This window comes from Actinacidiphila glaucinigra (genome assembly GCF_900188405.1).
In the GTDB taxonomy this organism is placed as follows: Bacteria; Actinomycetota; Actinomycetes; order Streptomycetales; family Streptomycetaceae; genus Actinacidiphila; species Actinacidiphila glaucinigra.
The window spans coordinates 55,803-77,321 of the sequence record NZ_FZOF01000010.1 but is presented as its reverse complement, the minus strand read 5'-3'; the positions used below and the strand labels follow the sequence as shown (position 1 = coordinate 77,321).

General features: G+C 74.2%; 22 protein-coding genes. 12 read left to right on the top strand and 10 right to left on the bottom strand.

Annotated elements, in window-relative coordinates; translation table 11 throughout:
• Positions 1 to 50: 50 nt before the first annotated feature.
• Together CHF15_RS21690 and CHF15_RS21685 are read right to left on the bottom strand one after the other, a co-directional pair.
• Positions 51 to 833 (bottom strand): GNAT family N-acetyltransferase, encoded by a 783-nt coding sequence (locus CHF15_RS21690; RefSeq protein WP_245938954.1) that lies wholly within the window; start codon positions 831 to 833, stop codon positions 51 to 53.
• Between the two features lie 191 nt (positions 834 to 1,024).
• Complete coding sequence (locus CHF15_RS21685; RefSeq protein ID WP_089225507.1) at positions 1,025 to 1,843, bottom strand: SDR family NAD(P)-dependent oxidoreductase; 819 nt, start codon at positions 1,841 to 1,843, stop codon at positions 1,025 to 1,027.
• A gap of 428 nt (positions 1,844 to 2,271) precedes the next feature.
• Between CHF15_RS21685 and CHF15_RS21680 the strand changes: the two genes are divergently transcribed.
• The gene (locus CHF15_RS21680; RefSeq protein WP_089225506.1) at positions 2,272 to 3,144 is read left to right on the top strand and encodes a hypothetical protein; all 873 of its coding nucleotides are present in this window, start codon (positions 2,272 to 2,274) and stop codon (positions 3,142 to 3,144) included.
• A gap of 42 nt (positions 3,145 to 3,186) precedes the next feature.
• Here the strand turns inward: CHF15_RS21680 and CHF15_RS21675 are convergent, their stop codons facing one another.
• The 4 genes from CHF15_RS21675 to CHF15_RS21660 all read right to left on the bottom strand — a co-directional run bounded on the left by CHF15_RS21675 (position 3,187) and on the right by CHF15_RS21660 (position 6,226).
• The gene (locus tag CHF15_RS21675; RefSeq protein WP_179279899.1) at positions 3,187 to 4,215 is read right to left on the bottom strand and encodes a cation diffusion facilitator family transporter; all 1,029 of its coding nucleotides are present in this window, start codon (positions 4,213 to 4,215) and stop codon (positions 3,187 to 3,189) included.
• A 218-nt stretch (positions 4,216 to 4,433) separates the two neighbouring features.
• Positions 4,434 to 5,072, bottom strand: coding sequence for a DUF305 domain-containing protein (locus CHF15_RS21670; RefSeq protein WP_179279898.1), 639 nt, complete (start codon positions 5,070 to 5,072; stop codon positions 4,434 to 4,436).
• Complete coding sequence (locus CHF15_RS21665; RefSeq protein WP_089225504.1) at positions 5,069 to 5,719, bottom strand: DUF3105 domain-containing protein; 651 nt, start codon at positions 5,717 to 5,719, stop codon at positions 5,069 to 5,071. Before CHF15_RS21665 ends, CHF15_RS21670 begins: the two co-directional genes overlap by 4 nt.
• Positions 5,720 to 5,824: 105 nt before the next feature.
• Positions 5,825 to 6,226 carry a hypothetical protein gene (locus tag CHF15_RS21660; RefSeq protein ID WP_143681605.1) on the bottom strand — a complete coding sequence of 134 codons (402 nt, stop codon included), beginning with the start codon at positions 6,224 to 6,226 and terminating at the stop codon, positions 5,825 to 5,827.
• A 104-nt stretch (positions 6,227 to 6,330) separates the two neighbouring features.
• Here CHF15_RS21660 and CHF15_RS21655 point away from each other — a divergent pair, with 104 nt between their 5' ends.
• Together CHF15_RS21655 and CHF15_RS21650 are read left to right on the top strand one after the other, a co-directional pair.
• Positions 6,331 to 6,864, top strand: coding sequence for a GNAT family N-acetyltransferase (locus tag CHF15_RS21655; RefSeq protein WP_089225502.1), 534 nt, complete (start codon positions 6,331 to 6,333; stop codon positions 6,862 to 6,864).
• Between the two features lie 166 nt (positions 6,865 to 7,030).
• A complete protein-coding gene (locus tag CHF15_RS21650) occupies positions 7,031 to 8,614 on the top strand; it encodes an outer membrane protein assembly factor BamB family protein (RefSeq protein WP_089225501.1) in 1,584 nt (527 codons plus the stop codon).
• A 23-nt stretch (positions 8,615 to 8,637) separates the two neighbouring features.
• On the opposite strand, the gene CHF15_RS21645 is transcribed toward CHF15_RS21650, so the two are convergent.
• Together CHF15_RS21645 and CHF15_RS21640 are read right to left on the bottom strand one after the other, a co-directional pair.
• Entirely contained in the window at positions 8,638 to 8,865 is a 228-nt protein-coding gene (locus CHF15_RS21645; RefSeq protein ID WP_089225500.1) for a hypothetical protein, read from the bottom strand.
• An 83-nt stretch (positions 8,866 to 8,948) separates the two neighbouring features.
• On the bottom strand, positions 8,949 to 9,614 hold the full coding sequence (locus CHF15_RS21640) for a DUF1707 SHOCT-like domain-containing protein (protein ID WP_245938953.1): 666 nt from the start codon (positions 9,612 to 9,614) through the stop codon (positions 8,949 to 8,951).
• A 217-nt stretch (positions 9,615 to 9,831) separates the two neighbouring features.
• Here CHF15_RS21640 and CHF15_RS21635 point away from each other — a divergent pair, with 217 nt between their 5' ends.
• Positions 9,832 to 10,239 (top strand): cupin domain-containing protein, encoded by a 408-nt coding sequence (locus CHF15_RS21635; protein WP_089225498.1) that lies wholly within the window; start codon positions 9,832 to 9,834, stop codon positions 10,237 to 10,239.
• Between the two features lie 185 nt (positions 10,240 to 10,424).
• On the opposite strand, the gene CHF15_RS21630 is transcribed toward CHF15_RS21635, so the two are convergent.
• A complete protein-coding gene (locus CHF15_RS21630) occupies positions 10,425 to 10,970 on the bottom strand; it encodes a universal stress protein (protein WP_089225497.1) in 546 nt (181 codons plus the stop codon).
• A gap of 236 nt (positions 10,971 to 11,206) precedes the next feature.
• On the opposite strand from CHF15_RS21630, the gene CHF15_RS21625 reads away from it, so the two are divergent.
• The 6 genes from CHF15_RS21625 (at position 11,207) to CHF15_RS21600 (ending at position 18,122) form a co-directional block, all read left to right on the top strand.
• Positions 11,207 to 11,617: an SAV_915 family protein gene (locus CHF15_RS21625; RefSeq protein WP_089225626.1), complete on the top strand. Its 411-nt coding sequence runs from the start codon at positions 11,207 to 11,209 to the stop codon at positions 11,615 to 11,617.
• A 13-nt stretch (positions 11,618 to 11,630) separates the two neighbouring features.
• Entirely contained in the window at positions 11,631 to 12,968 is a 1,338-nt protein-coding gene (gene lysA / locus CHF15_RS21620) for a diaminopimelate decarboxylase (RefSeq protein WP_089225496.1), read from the top strand.
• 174 nt (positions 12,969 to 13,142) lie between these two features.
• A complete protein-coding gene (gene kdpB / locus CHF15_RS21615) occupies positions 13,143 to 15,266 on the top strand; it encodes a potassium-transporting ATPase subunit KdpB (RefSeq protein ID WP_089225495.1) in 2,124 nt (707 codons plus the stop codon).
• A gap of 2 nt (positions 15,267 to 15,268) precedes the next feature.
• Entirely contained in the window at positions 15,269 to 16,111 is an 843-nt protein-coding gene (locus CHF15_RS21610) for a potassium-transporting ATPase subunit C (RefSeq protein WP_089225494.1), read from the top strand.
• 8 nt (positions 16,112 to 16,119) lie between these two features.
• The gene (gene kdpA / locus CHF15_RS21605) at positions 16,120 to 17,736 is read left to right on the top strand and encodes a potassium-transporting ATPase subunit KdpA (RefSeq protein ID WP_089225493.1); all 1,617 of its coding nucleotides are present in this window, start codon (positions 16,120 to 16,122) and stop codon (positions 17,734 to 17,736) included.
• A 122-nt stretch (positions 17,737 to 17,858) separates the two neighbouring features.
• Positions 17,859 to 18,122, top strand: coding sequence for a dihydrofolate reductase family protein (locus CHF15_RS21600; RefSeq protein WP_245938952.1), 264 nt, complete (start codon positions 17,859 to 17,861; stop codon positions 18,120 to 18,122).
• A gap of 27 nt (positions 18,123 to 18,149) precedes the next feature.
• On the opposite strand, the gene CHF15_RS21595 is transcribed toward CHF15_RS21600, so the two are convergent.
• Positions 18,150 to 19,820 carry a phosphodiester glycosidase family protein gene (locus CHF15_RS21595; RefSeq protein ID WP_089225492.1) on the bottom strand — a complete coding sequence of 557 codons (1,671 nt, stop codon included), beginning with the start codon at positions 19,818 to 19,820 and terminating at the stop codon, positions 18,150 to 18,152.
• Positions 19,821 to 20,128: 308 nt separating this feature from the next.
• On the opposite strand from CHF15_RS21595, the gene CHF15_RS21590 reads away from it, so the two are divergent.
• Together CHF15_RS21590 and CHF15_RS21585 are read left to right on the top strand one after the other, a co-directional pair.
• Positions 20,129 to 20,914, top strand: a complete 786-nt coding sequence (locus tag CHF15_RS21590; protein WP_089225491.1) for an alpha/beta fold hydrolase — start codon at positions 20,129 to 20,131, stop codon at positions 20,912 to 20,914.
• Between the two features lie 151 nt (positions 20,915 to 21,065).
• Positions 21,066 to 21,509, top strand: coding sequence for a VOC family protein (locus CHF15_RS21585; protein ID WP_089225490.1), 444 nt, complete (start codon positions 21,066 to 21,068; stop codon positions 21,507 to 21,509).
• The last annotated feature ends 10 nt before the right edge of the window (positions 21,510 to 21,519 follow it).

The window sequence follows — 21,519 nt, the reverse complement described above, 5'->3', positions numbered from 1 at the left end:
CGACGAGCACCCCGCCCGGTGAGCCCACCGGGTGGGGTGCGTCGTACCCGTCAGCGCGCTCCGAGGGCGCGGGTCGTCCCGCCGGGCCGACCCGCTCCGGCGGGCCGCCCGACGGCGTAGTGGACGTACTCGCCGAACAGCCGGAAACCGGCCGTCCAGGCCAGCCGGCGGCTCGGCCGGTTCCCGCGCGAGCACGTCCAGCCGGGGGTGCGGCCGCGGGCCGCGACGTCGCCGCACAAGCCCGACAGGCACGCGAGCGCCAGACCCTCGCGGCGGTGGCCCCGCAGCGTGACGACCGCGAGGTCCTCGTACCGGTCACCGAGGAAGTACGTGCACGCCAGCGAGACGAGGCGGCCCGAGCGGAACGCCCCCCACGCGTGGCCCGACGCGGCGAGCCCCTGCGCGCCGCCCCAACTGCGGGTGTTCCAGCGGACGTCGTCGCCCGCGGCGGCCACGGCCGGCCCGTCACGCGGTGCCAGCCTGCGCACCACCACGTCCCTCGGCGGCCGCCTGCGCGGCACCGGCCGTGACTGCACCCAGATCATCCGCTCCCAGGGAACGACGTGTTCGAACGCGGCCCCCAGGACCGGCAGGAAACGCGTGCGGGCCAGGACGTAGCCGTTCGCCAGAGGAGCGAGAGCGTCCGGGTCGACGTACCGGGGGTCGCCCTCCAGCAGCACATGGTCCGCGCACGCCACCGCGACGGCGCGCGGCGCGGCAGCCCGGTCCGCCCACCACCGCCCGTTGCCGGTCGCCCGCACGTGCTCCGCGAGCGCGACGGGCCCCGGCACGTCGGAGGGGAACCAGCCGTCCAGGGAGGGGACTTCGATCACCGCTGACCACACCTTCCGCGTACACCGTGGTACGTCCTGCGAAACGGACGGCGGTGCGGACCGGGGTCGTCGACCCGGTGGTCCGCACCGCCGTGGGGAATCAGCCCTGGCCGGGCTTGTTGCCGTGGCCGGCGCCCTTCTTGCGCCTGGCCCTCTTCTTGCGGGCACGCTTGGACACGTGTGACCTCCCTTCAGGTGGTGACGAGCAGGTCGGCGACCCTGCACAGACGGCGCACCGCGTGGTCCTCGACCGCGCTCCGGGCGGCCGGGGCGAGCGCGGCCCGGTCGTAGTGCGCGCCCGGCACGAGCTCGGTCTCCGGGTCGCACAGCCGGGCCACCCGTGCGGCGCCCTCGGCGGCGGGTTCGCCCTCGTGCCCGTACCGCGGCACCGGGCGCGTCCCGTACGCCCCCGGGTGCACGCTCACGGCCGTGACGCCGGCGGGCGCGGCCGCCCGGGTGAAGACGGTGAGGGCGACCTGGGACCGGGCGTACGCGGCGTGCCGCGAGTAGCGGCGCGAACGGTGCAGGTCGCTCCACGCCGGCGCCGCCGACCGGTGCGCCGCGGACGACACGTTGACCACCCGGCCGCCGGGGCGCGCCGTCAGCGGGCCGGTCAGTTCACGGGTGAGCAGGTAGGCCGCGAGGAAGTTCACCTGGAAGGAGATCTCGTGGCCGTCGGCCGTGAGGGTGTGGCGCTCGGGCGCCGCGACCGCCGCGTTGTTGACGAGGACGTCCAGCGCGGGGTGCAGGCCCCGCACGGCGGCCGCCAGGTGGCGGACCTCGGACAGCCGGGTGAAGTCGGCCACCGCCAGCCGCAGCCGGACGCGTTCGATGCCGCCCGCCACCAGCCGTTCGACCGCGTGGTGCGCCGACTCCGTGTCGGGACCGTGGACGATGACCGTGCAGCCCCGCTCGGCGAGCAGCCGGGCGGTCTCCCACCCGATGCCGGACGTCGCCCCGGTGACCAGGGCGGTGCGCGGCGGGACGACGGGGACGGACGACGCAGACATGGACCACTCCGTGGATCGGTACGCCGGATCGCGCCGGCCACGGAGGTGGGGCGCGCGCGTACGCGGGACCGAGCGGTCGCGCAGAGCGGCGACCGCGGGACGACGCCGGTACCTCAGGGCGCCGGCAGGACAACAGCGCGCGATACCGGCGGCACCCGATGAGGTGGCCGGTCGTCGTGGCGCGGACCGCTGTTCACGCGTTCCATCCAATGCGGCGGCGGATCCCCGGACAAGGATCCGCGGCGATTCCTGACGACGCCCTGACGAGCGCCCCACGCGGCGGCGTCACGGGCGCCGGCCGGCTCGCCTCGATGCGAGCGCGACGTATTGGCATTCCTGGTATTTCGCCCCCTATGGGTGCCGGAGTGCCCTCGGGCCGGGGGGTGCTGTACATTCCGCGCTTCCGCCGTGACGCAAGGAAAAGGTCCATGAGTACTCGCCCCCTGATCGCCGCACTCGCTCTTCCCCTCGCGCTGCCGCTCGCCGCCTGCGGCGCGGAGAAGGGATCCGCGCCGGCCGTCGCCGGGAGTCCCGCGGCGACGCCGTCCGTCGAGCAGTCCCCCGAGAGCCCCAAGTCGCCGGAGGAGTTCCTCGACCTCGCGGAAGCGGCGATGACCGGCGAAAGCGGATGGACCTTCTCGGTCACGGGCAGCGAGGGGCTGACCCTTCAGGGGCAGCGGAGCGCTGCCACGTACCGGGCCACGGTCCACCGCGGCACGGACCCCGAGGCGTTGCACTCCGAGGGGGTCAGCACCAATGGCAAGGGGACGAAGAAGAGCGAGGAGATCTATGTCGTGGACGGCACGGCATACGTGAAGGAGGACGGTGCGGCGTGGAAGCACGCACCCGCGTCCGACCCCGAGATGGAGAACAAGACCGAGGACCCGGTGGCCGCCATCGAGGAGTTCAGGATGTACGCCAAAGCCGCCGGCGGCGGCGATGTGAAGCTGACGAAGGCACGCGGCACGGTCGAACTCCGGGTGGCCCGCGGCAAGCAGAAGCTGGCCGCCGTCAAGGACCGGGCGTGGGCGAAGAAGGCGCGGCGGGAGTTCGACCCCACGGCCGAGCAGTTGCGCAACGCCGGTGTCCCGGTGAACGACGACCGGTTGACCCTGTCCCGGCTGCAGGAGGTCCTCGTCCTGGATGCGGCGACGTACCGGGTCAAGAGCCACCGCTATGAGCTCGAAATCCTCGTCCCGTATGCGGGCGGCGGGGACATCGCGTACGAGCAGGACGTCCGTGAGGAGAACCAGGGCGCGTACGCGGGGCGCATCGAACTGCCCGGCGACGTCGGCGCGTGACCAGGTGCTGCAGGGGCCCGGCGACTCCGGGGAGCGGGAGGATCAGTGCCCGTGCGCCCTGGCGCGGTGCACCGGGCCGTGCGGCTCGCCGCAGTGGCCGCCCGCCGAGCCGCCCGCGCCGACCGGGGTCGCGCCCACGGTGAGGAGTTCGGCGGGGGCGTGGTCGACCTGCAGGGTGGTGTGGGTGAGCCCGTAGTCCGCGCCGAGCAGGTGCTCCAGGTCGCGGCGGACGGCGTGGCAGTCCCCGCCCGGCTCGACCAGGACGTGCGCCGACAGCGCCGGCTGGCCGGAGGTGATGGTCCAGATGTGCAGGTCGTGGACCTCGGTCACGGCCTCGTGCGCGGCCAGCCGGTCGCCCACCTCGTCCGGGTCCAGGCCCGCCGGAGCCGCTTCCAGGAAGATCCGCCCCGAGTCGCGCACCAGGCCGCACCCCGCCTTGAGCATGAGGCCGACCACCACGAGCGTCGCGATGGCGTCGGCACGGACGAAGCCGGTCAGCAGGACGACGAGGCCCGCCACGGCGGTGCCGATGAAGGCGTACAGGTCGTTCAGCACGTGCTGGAACGCGCCCTCGACGTTGAGGGACGTGCGGTTGGCCCGCGACAGGCACCAGGCCGCGCCGATGTTGACGACCACACCGGCCAGCGCGGTGACCAGGACGGGGCCGCCCGCGACGTCGGGCGGCGAGACGAGCCGCCGCACCGCCTCGTACGCCAGCCACGCGGCGAGCAGCAGCAAGGTGATGCCGTTCGCCTGCGCCGAGAGGATCTCGGCCCGCTTGAGCCCGTACGTGAAACCGCCCCGCGCCGGCCGCGCCGCCAGCCGCATCGCCACGAGCGCCAGCACGATGGAGGCGGCGTCGGTGAGCATGTGAGCGGCGTCGGAGAGCAGCGCGAGTGACCCCACCAGCAGCCCGACGACGACCTCGACGGCCATGAAGCCGGCGATCAGGCCCAGCGCGAGCCCGAGCCAGCGCCGGTCGGCGTCCTCGGCCACCCCGTGCGCGTGCCCGTGCCCGTGCGCGTGCTCGCGTGCGTGCTCGTGATCGTGCCCGTGACCGTGCGCGTTCATGGTGCGGTGACCTCCCCGTTCCAGGTGCGACACCCGCAGGGAAGCACATGGGTGCCGTGATCGGCAAAGACTGCACCGGTGACCGTTGTCAACTTCGATAAGACGGCGGTGACCTGCGCCGATGTCCGGCGGGTCGGAGAGCGTACGGAATCCCCCTGCCGTGCCCTGCGGCGGGGGCGCCGGGAGGCGGGCAAGCCTCCCGGCGCCCCCGGCCGGGGTCAAGGGTTCGGGCTCGCTCCGCGGGCCGCGAGCATGTCGGCCATCAGGCGGATCTCCGCCTCCTGGCCCTCGACCATGCCCGCCGCCAGGCGTCGTACCTGGTCGGTCCGCGCGAGGTCCGCGGCCGCGGCCGCCATCTCCACACCGCCCTTGTGGTGGGCGGTGAGCAACTGGAGGTAGAGGACCGCGGCGGCCTTGCCATCGGCCGCCCCGAGCCGCCGCAGTTCGGCGTTCGTGGCCATGCCGGGCATCAGCGCCCCGTCGTGCGGCGAGTAGCCCATGTCGTGGGCCATCCATCCCATGGGCGGCTCCGAGGAGGACTTGGGCAGCCTCCAGACGTCCAGCCAGCCCAGCAGCATGCCGCGCTGGTTGGCCTGGGTGTTGATGACGTCGTAGGCGAGGCTGCGGACGTCCTCGTCGTCCGTGCGGTCGCGGACGATCAGGGACATCTCCACCGCCTGCTGGTGGTGGATCGCCATGTCGCGCGCGAAACCGGCGTCCGGCGAGTCCGTGCCCGGGGTGCCCCCGCTGCTGGGCCGCGCCGTCAGCAGGGTGAAGGCCAGGGCCGCGAGCACGACCAGCGCCATGCCGCCGGCGAGCGCGAGCAGCGGCCTGCCCGCGCCCCGGGCGGCGGTCACGAGGCCTTGCCCCCGGTGCAGGGCGCGCCGGGCTCCGGAGTCTGGTCGCCCTGCACATAGGTGTCGAAGAACTTCGCCACGCGCGGGTCGTCCGCCTTGGTGACGCCCAACTGGTGGCCCCACGCGGTGAGGGTGATCGGCGAGGCCTGGTCCGCGTACGGGCTGATCAGCGAGTACGGGGTCTTCGAGACCCGGGCGCTGAGCGTCTTGACGTCGGCGTCCGCCGCCTTGTCGGTGTACGTCACCCACACCGCGCCGTGCTCCAGGGCGTGCACGGCGTTCTCATTGGCGAGGGGCTTGTCGTAGACGTCGCCGTTGCAGTTCTGCCAGACGGGGCTGTGGTCGCCGCCGGCGGGCGGGCTCATGGGGTAGTCGACGGTCTTGTCGACGTGGTTCTGCGTGAGGCCGGACCACGTCTTCTCCCCGCTGACGGAACCGGCCGCCGCGGACTTCGCGTCGCCGCCTCCGCTGTCGTTCGCGGCGTTGACGAGGTAGACGCCGCCGCCGACCAGACCGACGAGGATGGCCGTGCAGGCGGTGATGGTGATGACACGGTTGCGGCGTTCGCGGGCCTGCTCCTGGCGGCGTATCTCCTCGACGCGCGCACGGCGGTCGGCGGCCCTGGCCTTGGAATGGGGGGAACCCATGGCATGTCCTGATTCCCCGCCGCGTCGGCGACGCGGCGGTGCTGGTGGAAGGGTCGGATGACGTACGGCGCGCACCGGCGGTCGCCGCCGGTGCGGTCGGCCCTTCTACGTCCGCTGGATCTGGAGCATGTGCAGGTCGAGGGAGCGCACGATGCCGGGGGACGGCGCGCCCAGTCCCGCGGCGGCGACCGCGGGCGGCCACACCGACGGCGGTTCCCCGCCGGGGAGGTGCGGCAGGGGAGCGGAGCCCAGGGTCACCGGCGTGTGCTCCGCGGGGGAGCAGCCGTTGCCGCGCCTGCCGGGGTCGTGGGCGTCCGTGCACACCTCGTCGGCGACGTACGCGACGTGCGAGGAGACCAGGGTCCGGGCCGGGCCGTACGCGTCGTCCGGAGGCCCGGCGTGGCCGCAGATCCCGAGGGCGGCGAGCAACCCGCACAGGACGAGGACAACACCGCTCAGGCGGGCGGGTATCGCACCGCCTCGGCCGGCTCCTCCGTCACTGCGCATCGCGGCAGATCGTACCCGCCGCGGCGCGCCGTACCCGCCCCGGGTGCGCCCCCGGCGGGAAACCGGCGTGCCCGCCGCCAGGGGGCCGTGCCAGGCTGCTCCGCATGGACGTTCGCCTGCAGCCGTGGTCGGAGGGAGCCCTACCGCTCCTCCGGCTGATCAACACCCAGGAGATGCGGCGGCACGTCGGCGGCCCGGAGCCCGAGGAGCTGCTGCTCGCCCGGCACGAGCGCTACCTCGCGCTGCCGGAAGCCGGCCTCGGCCGCATGTACGCCGTACTCCTCGGCGAGGAGCAGGTCGGCAGCATCGCCTACCACCGCCGCGACTGGCGGGGCGAAGCGATCTACGAGACGGGGTGGAACGTCCTGCCGCCGTACCAGGGCCGTGGCATCGCCGCCGCTGCCGGTGCCGCGCTGGTCGCCGTCGTGCGCGAGGCCGCCCGAGAAGCGGGGGCTCCCCGCGCGCTGCACGCCTTCCCGTCCGTGCGGAACGCCCCGTCGAACGCCCTGTGCCGCCGCCTCGGGTTCGCCCTGCGCGGCGCCTGCGACTTCGAGTACCCGAGGGGCAGCGGCACGATGATGCGCAGCAACGACTGGCGCCTCGAACTCGCCGCACCGCACCGGGCGGTGCCACGCTGAGCCACGCGACCGCGCCCGTCACGCCGCGCCCCGGCCCCGCGCCGCCTCGACCGCGGCAACTCCCCGGAAAACCTCGTTGGTCGTACCGACGCTCCGGGGGATCATCAGGTGCCCCGTCCGTTCGCGCGGCGGCGGTCGTTCGTGTGCCGTCCTGGGAGGGTCCCGCATGCCGCCTGAACCGGTAGTCCTGCGCGTGCTCGGAGACGGGCCGTTCGCCGAGATGGGAGAGCCCGCGTCGGCCGTTGCCGACGACCCGTCGCGGCTCGTGGCCGTGGGCGGGGACGTCGGCGCCCTTCAGTGGAGGGGCAGCGGGACCGGGAACTCCAGATGGACCGGGCACCGGGTCGGCGTGTACGAGCGGGACGGCCTGCGGTGCCGGCATCTGGTGCGGTCCCGTCACCCCGTGCGAACCCTCGCGTTCCACCCCGTGCTTCCCCTGCTCGCCGTCGGCACCGGGCGCTACGACGGCGGCTACTCCTTCGAGGGCGAGCTGCTGCTGATCAACCTCGACACCGGTGACGTCGTGTCCGTCCTGCACCACAGCCGGGAGGTGCTCCACGCGGAGTGGCTGAGCGGAACGGCACTGCGGCTGGTCCTGGCGCCGTCCGACGACTGGGACAACCCGCGCGCACACGAGCAGGGGCATGCGGTCGTCGTCACACGCGCGGACTGGGGCTCGGTCGGGCGGAGGACGGTCGGCGCCGACGAACTGGCCGCCCCCGCGGTGCCGGCGCCCAGGCAGGACCACCGAGAGGACGCCCGCCGGCTCCTGGCCGACCTCGCGGCCGCCGCCGGCCGCACGTGGTTCGTACGCCGAAGGGTGTGGGCCGTCGAAGGGCTGGAGGACGGCCGCGTCCTGGCCGCGCTGGACGGGGTGCTGGCGGAGGCGTGGCTGCCCTCGGGCGAGCGCCACTGGGCCGTGGAGGACGAGGAAGGAGGCCGGCAGCTGCTCATGGCCTCCGACGGCGCGTCCGTGTGGGCCAACGCCGAACGCGGAGCTGGTCGCAGGAGAGGACGCCGGGAGACGTCCGCGCCTCGCCTCGCCCGGATCTCCGTGGACACGGGGCAGGTGCTGGAGACCCTGAGTACGGGCGTGTTCTCGATTCTCGTCGCCGGCGGCGGCCGGGCGGTCCTGCGGCCCGTGGAGGACCGCCGCAACAGCCGCAGCCGGCTGACGATGTTCGACCTCGAGGGTCCGGCCGACGGCCCGGAGGCCGGCCACTTCGACCTCGTCAACCACCCGTTCGCGGTCCGCAGCGCGAGCCGTCCCTACGTCCTGGTGGGCACCGACCCGGACGAGCCCCACAGGGACAAGTGGGTCGCGGCCATCGGCGCCGACGGGGAGTTGCGGCGGCTCTACCCGCACTCCTGGGTGCCGGCGGAGCATCACTTCGGAGGTCCCGCGGTCGAGATCGGGCAGTCCCTGGTGTACGCCGGGGCCGTCCACCACGGCCATGGGCTGCAACCCGGTGGAGCCTACGTCGTACGCAGGTCCGCGAACGGAGCGGTGAGGTGGCAGCACCGCAGCGATCACCCCGTCACCGCCCTGGAAACCGACGGGGACACCGTCTACGCCGCCTGCAACTCCGGTGCCCTCACGGCGCTGGACGCCGGCGACGGTACGGTGCGATGGCACACCGACCTCGCGGTCGACGGCGCGCCGACCGCCGCCCTGTCCCTCGCGGTGACGCCCCGGGGACGCCTGCTCGTGGGGACCGTCGACGGCCGCGTGCTCGAGTGCGCGCTCTGAACCGCACGCTCTGAACCGCCCGTTCAACGGCGGTGGCGGGCCCGGCGTCTGGGGGAGCGGCGGTCCGCCACCAGGAAGAGGAGCAGCAGCGCCGCGACGACGCAGATCGCCACCGTCTCGGCCGTGAAGAGCAGTTCGCCGAGCCCGCGGTCCCTCGCCTCCACGGGAGGGAGGTAGACCTCCCGCGACGGACCGCCGGAGGGCGCGTCGGAGGGCAGGTGGAGGCGCAGGGGTGCCTTGCGGAGGCTCATCGCCGGCCAGTATCGCGGCTCCGGTCCCGCCGCGGGACGAGTCGGCCGGCAAGGGGGCGCCCGGGCCCGTGCCGCGCGCCGGGTCAGCCGGTGAGCGCCGGGAGCGCTGCGGGGCGGCGCAAGAGCCATCGCAGGAAGTTGCGCCGCGGCGGCCGCGCCCGCACCTTCCCGAACTCCAGCTCGCCCGCCAGCACCACGCGCAGTCCGACCGGTGTCGCCGGGCCGGCCGCGGGCCTGATGTCCACCTTGCCGAAGGCGACGGTCAATTCGTCGGCGTCCACCACGATGCCGGGCCGGGTCACGAGCACCAGCGAACTGCCGCGGACGTCCATGTCGATGCGGAGGGTGTCCTGCGTGATCACGGCGCGGGTGAAGTCCAGCACCACCTCGCCCCACTCCGACCGGACCTCCATGCGCCGTGGCACGACCCAACGGTCGACGCGGCGGAAGGAGCCCCCGCGGTTGTCGACGCGGACCACGTCCTTGACGTCCGGGGCGGCGGCAAGCGGCGTCCCGGCGGCGGCCGGCAGGTCGGCGGTGAGCGGGGCCAGTTCGTCGAGCGTACGGGCCGACAGGGCGGTCTCCAGGCGCTCGTCCAGTTCGGCCGCGGACAGCAGCCCGTCGCCCGCGGCCACGGTCAGTATGTCCACCACCCGGTCCCGGTCCGCGTGCGAGGCCCGCAACGGGGGCGGCGCGAGCGGCGCTCCCGCTGCGGACGGCACACCGGTGGGCCGGATCTCTCCCGGCATGTCCTCACCCCGTTCCGGTCGGCGCCTCCGAAAAGACGCGATACACCATTCGCGAACTAACGCTATATCGCGTCATGGGTGCACGCCAAGCCCGCACCCCGCTCCGCGCCGGGAGGGGGAACGCCGTTGCGTCCACGGCGGGTTTGCCGCGTGGGGCATGTCACAGACGGGGCGGCCGTCCTGTCCTTCTTCGGACAGTCCCTGTTTGGAGGAACGCATGAGCGCTGAGCACGCACACCTGCCCCCCGGCGTCGAAGTGGTCGCGACCCTGCCCGAGGCGGCGGGCCGGATCCCGGCCGGCGCCGAGGCCAGGACGATCCGGGTCACCCTGGCGCCCGGTGACCCCGGGGCGCCGCCGCACCGCCACCCCGGACCGGTCTTCGGCTACGTCACCGAGGGCGAGATCCTCTTCGAGCTGGAGGGGCAGCCGCCCCGGGTGCTCAAGGCCGGTGACGCTCTTTTTGAGCCCGGAGGCGACGTGATCCACTACCAGGGCGCCAACAACCTTCCCGATGCGCAGTCCCAGCTGGTGGTGATGATGTTCGCGCCTCCGGGCAGCCCGGTGCTGACCGTGGTCGGCGAGGACGAGCTGGCCGAACGACGGCACCTGCGGGTCACGTCGTGAGGTCCCGCCGCTGAGTCCTGGGCGGCGGGCCGAGTGCGGGAAACCGTGAGGCTCCGGGCGGACCGGCCGTCGACCGAGGCGGACTGTTCCGCCCGGAGCCTCACGCGTTCGCGGCCTCAGCTCAGGTCGATCGCCCGTCGCTGATCCGGCACGGCGGACACGGCGCCGGCGGCCGCGTCCAGCACTCAGGGGACGACGAAGCCGGGCCCGCGCCTCCCGGCGCCGAACCACCGGCCGCCACCGCCGCGCCGGGCCGACGGGACGCCCGGCGGCGCGGACGGCACGGCCAGGACCGGGCAGCGGGCGTGCGCGAAGCAGTGGGCCGCGACCGACGGCGCGAAGAGCCGCTGCCACGGGCCGTGCGAACCGGCACCCACCACCAGCAGCCCCGCCCCGTCACCGGCCACCTCCACCAGTGCCGGGCCCGGTCGTCCCAACGCGAGGACCGGGCGCAGCGGCGGGTCAAGGGGCAGGTCGCCGTCGAAGGCGGCGTCCAGGGCCGTCAGCAGCCGGCGCCGGGCGAGCCGCCGCCACCGGTCCGGCTCCGGCGGGAGGGGCGGCCACCTGCTCCCCGGCCCACCGGCACCGTCCCACACCGCCTCCCAGGCGGTGACCACGGTCAGCACGCACTCCCGGCGCCGGGCCTCCGCCGCGGCCCGGCGCAGCGCCGCCACGCTCCCGGGGGAGCCGTTGACGCCCACCACGACGCACTCCTCGCGGACCTCGCTCATGCCTCCATGGAACTCCCCGGAACGCGCGGACCGCAGGCCCTTGTCGCGATCCTGACGCCGTCCTCACCAGCCCGGCGACCCGCGCCGTTAACGTTCGCCCGCTCGCCGTCAACGTCGCGTCAGGGATCACCGTCACCCCCCCGACCCCGGGCATAGCGTCCCTGATGCGTCCCGGACCGCCGGCCCCGGCCGGGGCGCCCCAGGAACCGCAGCAGGTGCCGCACCAGGAGGAAGCCATGACAGAGCCCGTGTACGGGGAAGACCCGGAGCCTTCGGATCCGTCCCCGGCCGGACGACACCGGGAGACGTTGTACGTCCCCGTCCGGCCGGGACCCGTGGGATGCGTCGCGCGCATGTTCCGCACGCCCCTGGGCGGCCGCACGGCCGTCGGCTTCACCACCGCGGAGCGTCTCGCGGAGACGCTCGGCCCCGACCAGCAGTGGATCCCCCTCTCGGAATCCGCGCTCCGGTCGCTGGCCCGGCCGCTGGGCGTCACGGCACTGACCGTGGACCCGCAGTTCGCCGCACCCGCCGTGTCGGACGTGCCGGAGGAGACCGGTCGCCGGCTCGACCCCCAGACTCTCGGGGTCCTCAGGGTCACCGGCGCGGTCGCGCTGGTCGACGCCCTGGCCCTGTGGATCGGCTGAAAGGAGCGCCGTCATGACTCTCGTCACCGAGCACTTGGAGACCGCGTACCCCGACGCCGACCTGTCGGTGTGGCCCGCGTCCGCCTCCTCCGCCCCCCACGGTGAGGTCACCGTGGGCGGGGTCGCCCTGACCGAGGTCGCCGAACGCTTCGGCACCCCGGCCTACGTCCTGGACGAGGGCGAGGTACGCGACCGCTGCCGCGCCTACCGCGCGGCCTTCCCCGACGGCGACGTGCTGTACGCCGCCAAGGCCTTCATGTGCCGCGCCATGGCCCACTGGGTGGACGAGGAGGGCCTCGGCCTCGACGTCTGCTCGGCCGGGGAGCTCGAGCTCGCGGTCGTCACCGGCTTCCCGCCGGAGCGGATCCTGCTCCACGGCAACGCCAAGAGCCCCGAGGACCTGGCCACGGCCCTGCGCCTGGGCGTGGGCCGGATCGTGATCGACAGCACCGGCGAGATCGCCCGGCTGGCCGCCCACGTCCCGCCGGGGGACCGGCAGAAGGTGCTGCTGCGCATCGTGCCGGGCATCGCCGCCGGTCACCACAACGCGGTGCGCACCGGCACCGACGACCAGAAGTTCGGGCTGTCCCTCGCCGACGGATCGGCCCAGCACGCCATCGCCCGTGTGCTGGAGCAGCCGCGCCTGGAACTGGTCGGCCTCCACTGCCACCTGGGCTCGCAGATCAGCAGCGTCAAGCCGTACCTCTCGGCCGTGCGCCGCCTGGTCGGCCTGCTGGCCGCCGTGCGCAGACAGCACGGCGTCACGCTTCCGGAACTGGACCTGGGCGGCGGGCACGCGGTCGCCTACCGTCCGGGCGAGGCGGCGATGGACCTGACGACGCTGTCCGCGCGGATACGCGCCGAACTCGCCGAGGGCTGCGCGGCCGCCGGGCTGCCGGTGCCGCGGCTGACGGTGGAGCCGGGCCGAGCGATCGTGGGGCCCGCCGGTGTCGCGCTCTACCACGTGCTGTCGGTCAAGCGCACCGGCGGCCAGACCTTCGTCGCGGTCGACGGCGGCATGAGCGACAACCCCCGGCCCGCGCTGTACGGGGTGCGCTACGCCCCGCGGCTGATCGGCCGTCACTCCACCGAGGAGCCGGTGCTGGTGACCGTGGTCGGCAGGCACTGCGAGGCCGGTGACATCCTCGCCTCCGCGGTGCCGCTGCCCGCCGACGTCCGGCCCGGGGACCTTCTGGCCGTGCCCGTCGCGGGCGCGTACCACCTGTCCATGGCGTCCACGTACAACCTCGTCGGCCGTCCGCCGGTCGTCGCCGTCCACGAGGGGCGGGCGCGGCTTCTGGTCCGCCGCGAGTCCCTGGCCGACTTCCGCAACCGCGACATCGGGCTCTGAGCCCGGGCGCCGTCCGACGCCTCCGAAACGCCCTCCGGGCAGGTGATGTCCCCGCGTCCCCCTGCCCGGAGGTGCGACATGCCCGATTCCGGTGCGTGAGCCCCGGTCCACGAGAAGAGAGAGTCCGGTGAGTGTGGAGCACACCGTCCGCCCGAGCGTCGCGGAGGGCATCCGATGACCTCCGCACCCGCACCCGTCAGGCCGGACCGTGAAACCCCCGCCCTACCCCACGGGACCGGCGGGCAGCGCCGGGCAGGCGCCGGCCCGCTCGCTCCGGGACAGCTGTGGCTCGCCCTCCCCGAGGCCCTGCGCAAGCTCAACCCGGTGACGCTGGTCCGCAACCCGGTCATTTTCGTCACCGGGATCGGCGCCGCCCTGACCACCGGGCTCGCCGTCGTCCACCCCTCCGTCTTCGGGTGGCTCGTCACGTGCTGGCTCTGGCTCACCGTCGTCTCCGGCAACCTCGCGGAGGCCGTCGCCGAGAGCCGCGGCAAGGCCCAGGCCGACGCCCTCCGCCGCACGCGCAGGATCACCACGGCCCGCCGGCTGACGAAGGACGGCGAGAAGGCCGTGCACGCGATCGCCCTGCGACGCGGCGACACCGTCGTCGTCGGGGCGGGGGAGACGATCCCTGGTGACGGCGACGTCGTGGAGGGCGTCGCCGCCGTCGACGGGTCCGCCGTCACCGGCGAGTCCGCACCCGTCATCCGCGAGGCCGGCGGCGAGCGTTCGGCCGTCACGGGCGGCACAAAGGTGCTGTCCGACCGCATCGTCGTACGCATCACCCGGCAGTCGGGGGAGAGCTTCATCGACCGCATGATCGCCCTGGTGGAGGGCGCCGACCGGAAGAGGACGCCGCACGAGATCGCGCTCAACCTGGTGCTCGCGTTGCCGACCGCCGTCTTCCTCGTCGCCGTCGTGACCCTGCGGCCCATGGCCACCCTCTCCCACGAGCCCGGCGGCGCCACCGCGACCGTCCTGGTCTCGCTGCTGCTCTGCCTCGTCCCGACGACGATCACCGCCCTGCTGTCGGCCGTCGGCATCGCCGGCATGGACCGCCTGGTGCAGCGCAACGTCCTGGCGGCCTCCGGCCGGGCCGTCGAGACCGCCGGCGACGTCAGCACCCTCCTGCTCGACAAGACCGGCACGATCACCCACGGCAACCGCCGGGCCGGTGCGTTCCTGCCGCTCGGGGACGTCGAGCCCGAGTGGTTCGCCCGGTCCGCGCTGCTGTCGAGCCTCGACGACGACACCCCCGAGGGGCACTCGATCGTCGCCCACGCCCGCGAGCACTACGCGCTCTCCCACCACAAGGCCGACGAGATCGACCTGCCCGACGCCCGGTGGGTGCCCTTCCGCGCCACCACCCGCATGTCCGGGGTGGACCTCCCCGGGGGCAGGCGGCTGCGCAAGGGCGCACCCGCCGCCGTCGCCGCCTGGGTCCGCGAGCGGGACGGCACCGTCCCCGCCGGACTGGACGTGTACGTCGAGCAGGTGTCGTCCGCCGGCGGGACACCCCTCGCGGTCGCCGAACTCCCGGCCGGGGGCGGCCCCGCGCACGTCCTCGGCGTCATCCATCTGAAGGACGCCGTCAAGCCCGGACTGCGCGAGCGCTTCGAGGAGATGCGCCGGATGGGCATCCGCACCGTCATGGTCACCGGCGACCATCCGGTGACCGCTCGCGCCATCGCGGACGAGGCGGGCGTGGACGGCTTCCTCGCCGAGGCGACCCCCGAGGACAAACTCGCCCTGATCAGGCACGAACAGGCCGACGGCCACCTCGTCGCCATGACGGGCGACGGCATCGACGACGCCCCGGCGCTGGCCCAGGCGGACGTGGGCATCGCCATGAACACCGGCACCACGGCCGCCAAGGACGCAGGGAACATGGTCGACCTCGACTCCGACCCCGCGAAGATCGTGGAGATCGTCAAGGTCGGCAAGCAACTCCTCGTCACCCGCGGCGTGCTGACGACCTTCTCGATCGCCAACGACATCGCCAAGTACCTCGCGATCCTCCCCGCGGTGTTCGGCGGGGTGTACCCGGCCCTGGACGCCGTCGACGTCCTGCGGCTGCACTCGCCGGCCTCGGCGGTCCTGTCGGCCGTCGTCTTCAACGCCGTCGTCATCCTCGCGCTGATCCCGCTCGCCCTCCGGGGCGTCCGCTACCGGCCCGGCAACGCCGCCTCGCGGCTCACCCGCAACCTGTGGGTGTACGGCCTCGGCGGGGTCGCCGCGCCGTTCCTGGCGATCAAGCTTATCGACCTCGCCCTCGCCCAGTTCATCCCAGGGATCTGACCATGGCCCGTACCTCCACGCTGCCCCGCTGGGCCGCGCACCATCTCGCGGCCGTCCGCGTGGTGCTCGCGCTCACCCTCCTCGTCGGCCTGGCCTACCCCCTGGGCATGACACTGCTCGCCCAGGCGCCGGGCCTGCGTGACGCCTCGTCACGCGACACGCTCATCGGCAAGGCCTACACCGACTCCAAGGGCAACCCGCTGCCCGGCTACTTCCAGTCGCGCCCCTCCAACGCCGGCGACGGCTACGACACCGCGGCCTCCGGCGCCGGCAACCAGGGCGCCGAGAGCGTCGTCGACACCGCCGACAAGCCCAGCCTGCTCACCCAGGTGTGCTCGCGCAGCAAGGCGGTCGGAGAACTGGAGCACGTCGACGGCTCCCGCCCCTACTGCACCCCCGACGGCGTCGGTGCCGTGCTCGGCGTCTTCCGCGACGGCGGCACCACAGGCCGCGTGACCCACGTCGTCAGCCTCAACCAGGTCTGCCCGGCCCGGCCGTTCGTCAGCTCCTACGAGCGCGTGGTGGTCGGCTGCGCGGAACCCGGCGCCGACTACTCCCGGGCCGTCGTCACCCCCGTGCGCGGCGACGCCCCGGCCCGCCCCGAGGTTCCCGCGGACGCGGTGACCGCGAGCGGCAGCGGTCTCGACCCCGACATCACCCCCGCGTACGCGGGCCTCCAGGCATCGCGCGTCGCCCGCGAGCGGGGGATCGGCGAGGACACCGTGCGCGCGCTGATCGCGCAGTACACCACCGGCCGCGCTCTCGGCGTGCTCGGCGAGCCCGCCGTGAACGTCGTCGAGCTCAACGCCGCCCTGGACCGCACCCACCCGTCGCGCGGAGCGTGAGAGCAGACATGTACGGATGGATCCAGGCCTCCCTCGTCATCGCCGTCGTGGTCGGCCTCCACGTCCCCCTCGGCGACTACATGGCACGCGCCCTCGAAGGCGGCCGCCACCTCAGACCCGAACGCACCCTCTACCGCCTGTGCGGCGTCGACCCCGACAAGGAACAGAACTGGCGGCACTACCTGGGTGCCCTGCTCGCCTTCTCGGCCGTCAGCATCGCCGCGCTGTTCGCCCTGTTCACCCTGCAGGACAAGCTGCCGTGGTCGCTCGGCCGCGACGGCATGCCCTGGCGGCTCGCCCTCCACACCGCCGTCAGCTTCACCACCAACACCAGCTGGCAGAACTACGCGGGCGAGTCCACCACCGGCCACCTGGCCGTCATGGCCGGCCTGGGCACTCAGGCCTTTGCCTCCGGCGCGGTCGGCATCTGCGTCGCGCTCGCCCTCGTGCGCGGCCTGGTCCGGCGCGGGACGGACCGACTGGGCAACTTCTGGGTCGACCTGGTACGCAGCACCTTCCGCGTCTTCCTGCCCCTCGCCGTCGTCTCGGGCATCGTCCTGATCGCCCTCGGCGTGCCGCAGCACCTGTCGGGGAGCGACCAGCTCGCCGCCCCCGTCGGCTCCTGGGAGTCCGTCAAGCTGATGTCGGGCGACGGCGGCGGGGTCTTCAACGCCAACAGCGCCCACCCGTTGGAGAACCCCTCGGCCTGGAGCAACACGCTCGAGATCGTGCTCATGCTGCTGATCCCGACCGCCCTGATCCGCACCTACGGCAGGCTCGTCGGCAGCCTCAAGCAGAGCTGGACCCTCCTCGCGGTGGTCGGCATCCTCTTCGGCCTGCTGCTCGCCGCCGCCAACCTCGCCCAGAGCGCCCACACCGGCACTGTCAGCGCCGCGGTCGGCGGTCACACCGAGGGCACCGAGACCCGCTTCGGCGTACCGGCGAGCACCCTGTTCGGCGTGTCGGCGACCGCGTCGGCTGACGGCGCCGCCAACGCCTCGTACGACAGCTTCTCCAGCCTCGGCGGCGGGGTCCTGCTGGCCGGCATGATGCTCGGCGAGATCGCGCCCGGCGGCACCGGGAGCGGACTGTACGGGCTGCTCATGGCGGTGCTCGTCGCGGTCTTCGTCGGCGGCCTGATGGTCGGCCGCACGCCGGAGTACCTGCGCAAGCGCATCGGCGCCGGGGAGATGCGGTACGTCGTGCTCTACGCGCTCGTCGCGCCCACCGCGATCCTGGTGTGCTCCGCCATCGCGGTCGCCCTTCCCGGCGGACGTTCCTCGATGGGCAACCCAGGGCCGCACGGCCTGACCGAACTCGTCTACGCCTACACCAGCAGCACGGCCGGCAACGGCAGCGCGATGGCCGGCTTCAACGGCGCCACCGACCTGCACAACCTGCTCATGGTCGCCGCCATGCTGATCGGCCGCTACCTCCCGATGGTGTTCGTGCTCGCGCTCGCCGGGCGTCTCGCCCGGCAGCGGCCGGGCGTGGTCACCGTCGGCACCCTGCGCCCGCACGGGGTCAACTTCGTGGTGCTGGCCACCGGCGCCGCCCTGGTCCTGGCGTTGCTGAACTTCCTGCCCGTCCTGTCCCTCGGGCCGGTCGCGGAGGGACTGCTGTAGTGCCGACGGCCCGCCACCCCGGGCCGCGAGACTGAGAAGGTGACGAGGACCCGGTACCTCACAGCCGACAAGTCTCGACGGCTTCATCGCCGACGCGGGTACCCGGGGCGGACATCACCTTCGTGCGCCACGACGTCCGCCCCGTCCACGAGGCCATGACAGCCGCCGCGCGGGGCCGCGACATCTGGCTCGTCGGCGGCGGTGAACTGGTCGGCTGCTTCGCCGACCACGGACTGCTGGACGACCTGGTGCTGGGCGTAGCCCCGGTGACCCTCGGCGCCGGCGCGCCGCTGCTGCCGAGACGGCTGACCTCGGCCCGGCTGCATGCGCTGACCGGCGTCGAGCAGGTCGGCCAGTTCGCCTACCTCACGTACACGACGCGCTGAGGCCGGTGCCTTACGGGCACCGGCGGGTCAGCGGGCCGCGGCGGGCAGCACCTGGATGGTGCCGCCGACCCGGCGCTCGCCGACGGCGTCGGAGGGGCGGTTGGCCAGGGCGCCCCTGACGGCGATGGCGGTGGAGCCGCCGCCGTCGAGGTTCAGCGCGTCGACGGCTCCGAGGGACCGCATGAAGACCGCCGACTCGTAGAAGGTGAAGCCCTCGCTGCCTCCCGCGCGCCGGCCGTCCACGGTGGCCAGGATCAGCCGGCCCCGAGCGTCCACCCCGGCCATGGTGCGGGGCTGGCGCACGGCCGACCAGACGTAGCCCAGAGAGAGGTCCGCCGGGTCGAGACAGCCCTCGGTGGCGGCGTCGATGGCGATGCGCCCACCGGACACCAGCGTCGGCGCGGCGCTCACGATGCTGTCGTCCGGGCCGAGCACCACGCGTCGGCCCTGCGCGTCGCGGATGGTCCGGTCGACGGTGAGCGGCGCTCCGGCGGGGGCGTGGGCGCGCAGCCAGTCGGCGGCGGTGCCGAGGCCCTGCAGCACCTGTCCGCGGGCCGGCACCGAGCCGCCCCTCGGCCCCCGGGACACCACGCGGCCGGAGGCGTCCAGCACCACCTGGATGCCGGGCCCGGTCGGCAACGGCGCCTTGTACGAGGGGGTGAAGACCACCATGTCGTCCGGCAGCCGGCAGATGACGCCCTGCCAGGGGAGCGCACTGGGGACGCCTCCGGGGCGCCCGCAGTTGCGGGCGGTGCCCGGCACCCGGTTGATGCCCTGGGCCTGTCGGCCGGCGGCGCCCGCCCGTACGGTGACGACCGTGGTCAGGTCCGTCACCCGTACGCGGCGTCCGCCGTCCCCGAGGACCAGGGCCGCGCGCGAACCGACGGCCATCGCCTCCAGTCGGCCGTGCTCGGCGCCGACGGCCGCGGGCGTGCCCACCCGGCCGCCCTCGCTGTGGTCGACGAAGAACCCGCCGTTGACGCCGACGAGGGACCCCGTTTTGCGCGCGACCGCCGAGACCTTCTCCGGCCGTGCGACGTCGCCGTCGTAGGTGCCGGTGACCGTGCCGGTGAACTTCCGCGGGTCGACCACGACGACGTGGACGTTCTGACGGTCGGCCGGCTCCTCGACGTCGTAGCCCGTCCAGGTGGTGTCGGCGTGGAAGCCCGCTGCGCGTACCCGCGCCGCCGCGCGCGCGGCGGCCGCCTCCGTGCCGTACGAGCCGACGCGGACCCGCCGGCCCATCTCGCCCTGGGGCGTGTCGGAGTACCGCGGCCAGAGCACGGTCTCGACCCGCGGCCGAAACCCGGCGGTTCGCAGGTCCCGCGCCGTCGTGCCGGCCCAGTCCCGCGATCCGACGGCGGCCCACGTCTTGGCGCCGGTCACCCTGCCGGTCGCGCGCGCGGACACCGCGACCGTCCACGAGTGGTGCGCGCCGGCGTTCGTGATGACCCCGGTGCGCACCTCCGCGCCCGGGGCGAGGGTGCGGACGGTCCACCGTCCGGGGGGAACGGGCGCGTCCCGAGTTGTCCCGGCGGGGTCCTGACGGTGCGTGGGGGAGGGCGTCGCGGCGTCCGCCGGGGGGACGAGGATCCGCGCGGCCCCGTAGAGACCGAAGGAGGCGAGGACGGCGAGGGCGAGGGTGGTGCCGAGCGTGCTCCGGCGCCGGGTGCGTGACGGGACTTCGTGATCGGCCATGGCATCCTCACGGCTGGGAGGGCTGATCCGGGGACGTGGCCTGCCGGGCGGCGGACCCGGCCCCTCCGGCCACGCTTTCCTCGCCGATGAGACCGGAAATGCGAAACGCGCTCTCTTCACCCGGATGACGGCGGGAGGAAGCGCGGGCGAACGCGGCAGACGTGACGCGGGCCCCTTCCCCGCGAACTTCCCGTGGGGGGAACGGCCGGCGGCCGGGCGATGACGGGTGCGTGTGTTCCCGGCGCGGCGGAGCGCCGTCCGTGAGAAATGCGCGGGCGCGCGCCACGGCGTCGTGCGAGCATCTGCGGATGCTCACACTCGCCGACGAAGTCGGCTCTCTCGCCTGCACGGTGACGGGGGACGGGCCGCCGGTCGTCCTCGTGCACGCCGGCGTCGCCGACCACCGCATGTGGGACGACGTCGTGCCCGGCCTCGCCGGACACCACACCGTCATCCGCTACGACATGCGGGGCTTCGGCCAGTCCCCGCCCCCGGCCGGCCCGTTCAGCGAACACGACGACCTGCGCCGCGTCCTGGACCACTTCGGCCACGACCGCGCCCACGTGGTCGGCGCCTCCTTCGGGGGCCGTGTGGCGCTGGACTTCGCGCTCGCCCACCCAGCGCGCGTCCACTCCCTGGCCGTGTTCGCCCCGCCGTGGCCTGGGTACGACTGGTCGCCGCGGATGATCGCCTACGACGCGGCCGAGACCGAGGCCCTCGCCGCGGGGGACCTCGACGCCGCGGTCCGCGTCAACCTCGACATGTGGCTGTACGGCCCGGCCCGGGGCCGGGACGAGGTACCCGCCGGGTCGGCCGACCGGCTGCGCGGGCCGATGCGGACCGCGCTGACCCATCAGGGCGCGGTCGAGGCGCACTCCCGCGGCCGCGCGGACGGCGACGTCGCCACCCTCACCGTGCCCACCCTGGTCGGCGTCGGTCTCCTCGACGTACCGGACTTCCAGGACATCGCCCGCCGCTACGCCGCCGCGATCCCCGGCGCCACCCTGGTCGAGTTCGCGGCCGCGGCCCACCTCGTCGCCGTGGACGCCCCCGCCGACATGACCGCGGCGCTGGTTCCGTTCCTCGCCCGGTAGGGCCCCTCGGGGCGCTCGCACCGCCAACGCGGTGGCCCTATCGTCCGCACCGACCGCGCGCCGGGTCCCGGGGGTATGGATCACCCCCACGCACCGTGGGCGTCCGACGTGCCACGCACGCCGGGCGGGGCTAGGGAGAGGAGCAACCCCTGTGGACATGAAACTCGAGGTCGTGGTGGTGCCCGTCGCCGACGTCGACCGGGCCAAGGACTTCTACACGGGTCTCGGCTGGCGGCTCGACGCGGACGTCACCACCGGCGAGGACTTCCGCGTGATCCAGGTGACCCCGCCCGGCTCGCCCTGTTCGGTCATCTTCGGCACGGGGGTCAGCGCGACCGAGCCGGGCTCGGCCAGGGGTCTCCACCTGATCGTGGAGGACGCCGTGGCCGCCCGGGAGGAACTCGTGGGCCGCGGGGTCGAGGTGAGCGAGGTGTTCCACGACGCCGGAGGGGTGTTCCACCGCGCGGGGACGGAAGGACGCGTGGCCGGCCCGGACGCGGAGCGGCGCAGCTACTGCTCGTTCGCGTCGTTCAGCGACCCCGACGGCAACGAGTGGGTGTTCCAGGAGATCACCGAGCGGCTGCCCGGCCGCTGACCGCCGCCCC

Excerpts from the sequence above, each read along its gene's own strand:
- CHF15_RS21685 (WP_089225507.1), bottom strand. The coding sequence starts at position 1,843 with ATGTCTGCGTCGTCCGTCCCCGTCGTCCCGCCGCGCACCGCCCTGGTC.
- CHF15_RS21680 (WP_089225506.1), top strand. The coding sequence starts at position 2,272 with ATGAGTACTCGCCCCCTGATCGCCGCACTCGCTCTTCCCCTCGCGCTG.
- CHF15_RS21675 (WP_179279899.1), bottom strand. The coding sequence starts at position 4,215 with ATGAACGCGCACGGTCACGGGCACGATCACGAGCACGCACGCGAGCAC.
- CHF15_RS21665 (WP_089225504.1), bottom strand. The coding sequence starts at position 5,719 with ATGGGTTCCCCCCATTCCAAGGCCAGGGCCGCCGACCGCCGTGCGCGC.
- CHF15_RS21660 (WP_143681605.1), bottom strand. The coding sequence starts at position 6,226 with ATGCGCAGTGACGGAGGAGCCGGCCGAGGCGGTGCGATACCCGCCCGC.
- CHF15_RS21655 (WP_089225502.1), top strand. The coding sequence starts at position 6,331 with ATGGACGTTCGCCTGCAGCCGTGGTCGGAGGGAGCCCTACCGCTCCTC.
- CHF15_RS21650 (WP_089225501.1), top strand. The coding sequence starts at position 7,031 with ATGCCGCCTGAACCGGTAGTCCTGCGCGTGCTCGGAGACGGGCCGTTC.
- CHF15_RS21645 (WP_089225500.1), bottom strand. The coding sequence starts at position 8,865 with ATGAGCCTCCGCAAGGCACCCCTGCGCCTCCACCTGCCCTCCGACGCG.
- CHF15_RS21640 (WP_245938953.1), bottom strand. The coding sequence starts at position 9,614 with ATGCCGGGAGAGATCCGGCCCACCGGTGTGCCGTCCGCAGCGGGAGCG.
- CHF15_RS21635 (WP_089225498.1), top strand. The coding sequence starts at position 9,832 with ATGAGCGCTGAGCACGCACACCTGCCCCCCGGCGTCGAAGTGGTCGCG.
- CHF15_RS21630 (WP_089225497.1), bottom strand. The coding sequence starts at position 10,970 with ATGAGCGAGGTCCGCGAGGAGTGCGTCGTGGTGGGCGTCAACGGCTCC.
- CHF15_RS21625 (WP_089225626.1), top strand. The coding sequence starts at position 11,207 with ATGACAGAGCCCGTGTACGGGGAAGACCCGGAGCCTTCGGATCCGTCC.
- lysA (WP_089225496.1), top strand. The coding sequence starts at position 11,631 with ATGACTCTCGTCACCGAGCACTTGGAGACCGCGTACCCCGACGCCGAC.
- kdpB (WP_089225495.1), top strand. The coding sequence starts at position 13,143 with ATGACCTCCGCACCCGCACCCGTCAGGCCGGACCGTGAAACCCCCGCC.
- CHF15_RS21610 (WP_089225494.1), top strand. The coding sequence starts at position 15,269 with ATGGCCCGTACCTCCACGCTGCCCCGCTGGGCCGCGCACCATCTCGCG.
- kdpA (WP_089225493.1), top strand. The coding sequence starts at position 16,120 with ATGTACGGATGGATCCAGGCCTCCCTCGTCATCGCCGTCGTGGTCGGC.
- CHF15_RS21595 (WP_089225492.1), bottom strand. The coding sequence starts at position 19,820 with ATGGCCGATCACGAAGTCCCGTCACGCACCCGGCGCCGGAGCACGCTC.
- CHF15_RS21590 (WP_089225491.1), top strand. The coding sequence starts at position 20,129 with ATGCTCACACTCGCCGACGAAGTCGGCTCTCTCGCCTGCACGGTGACG.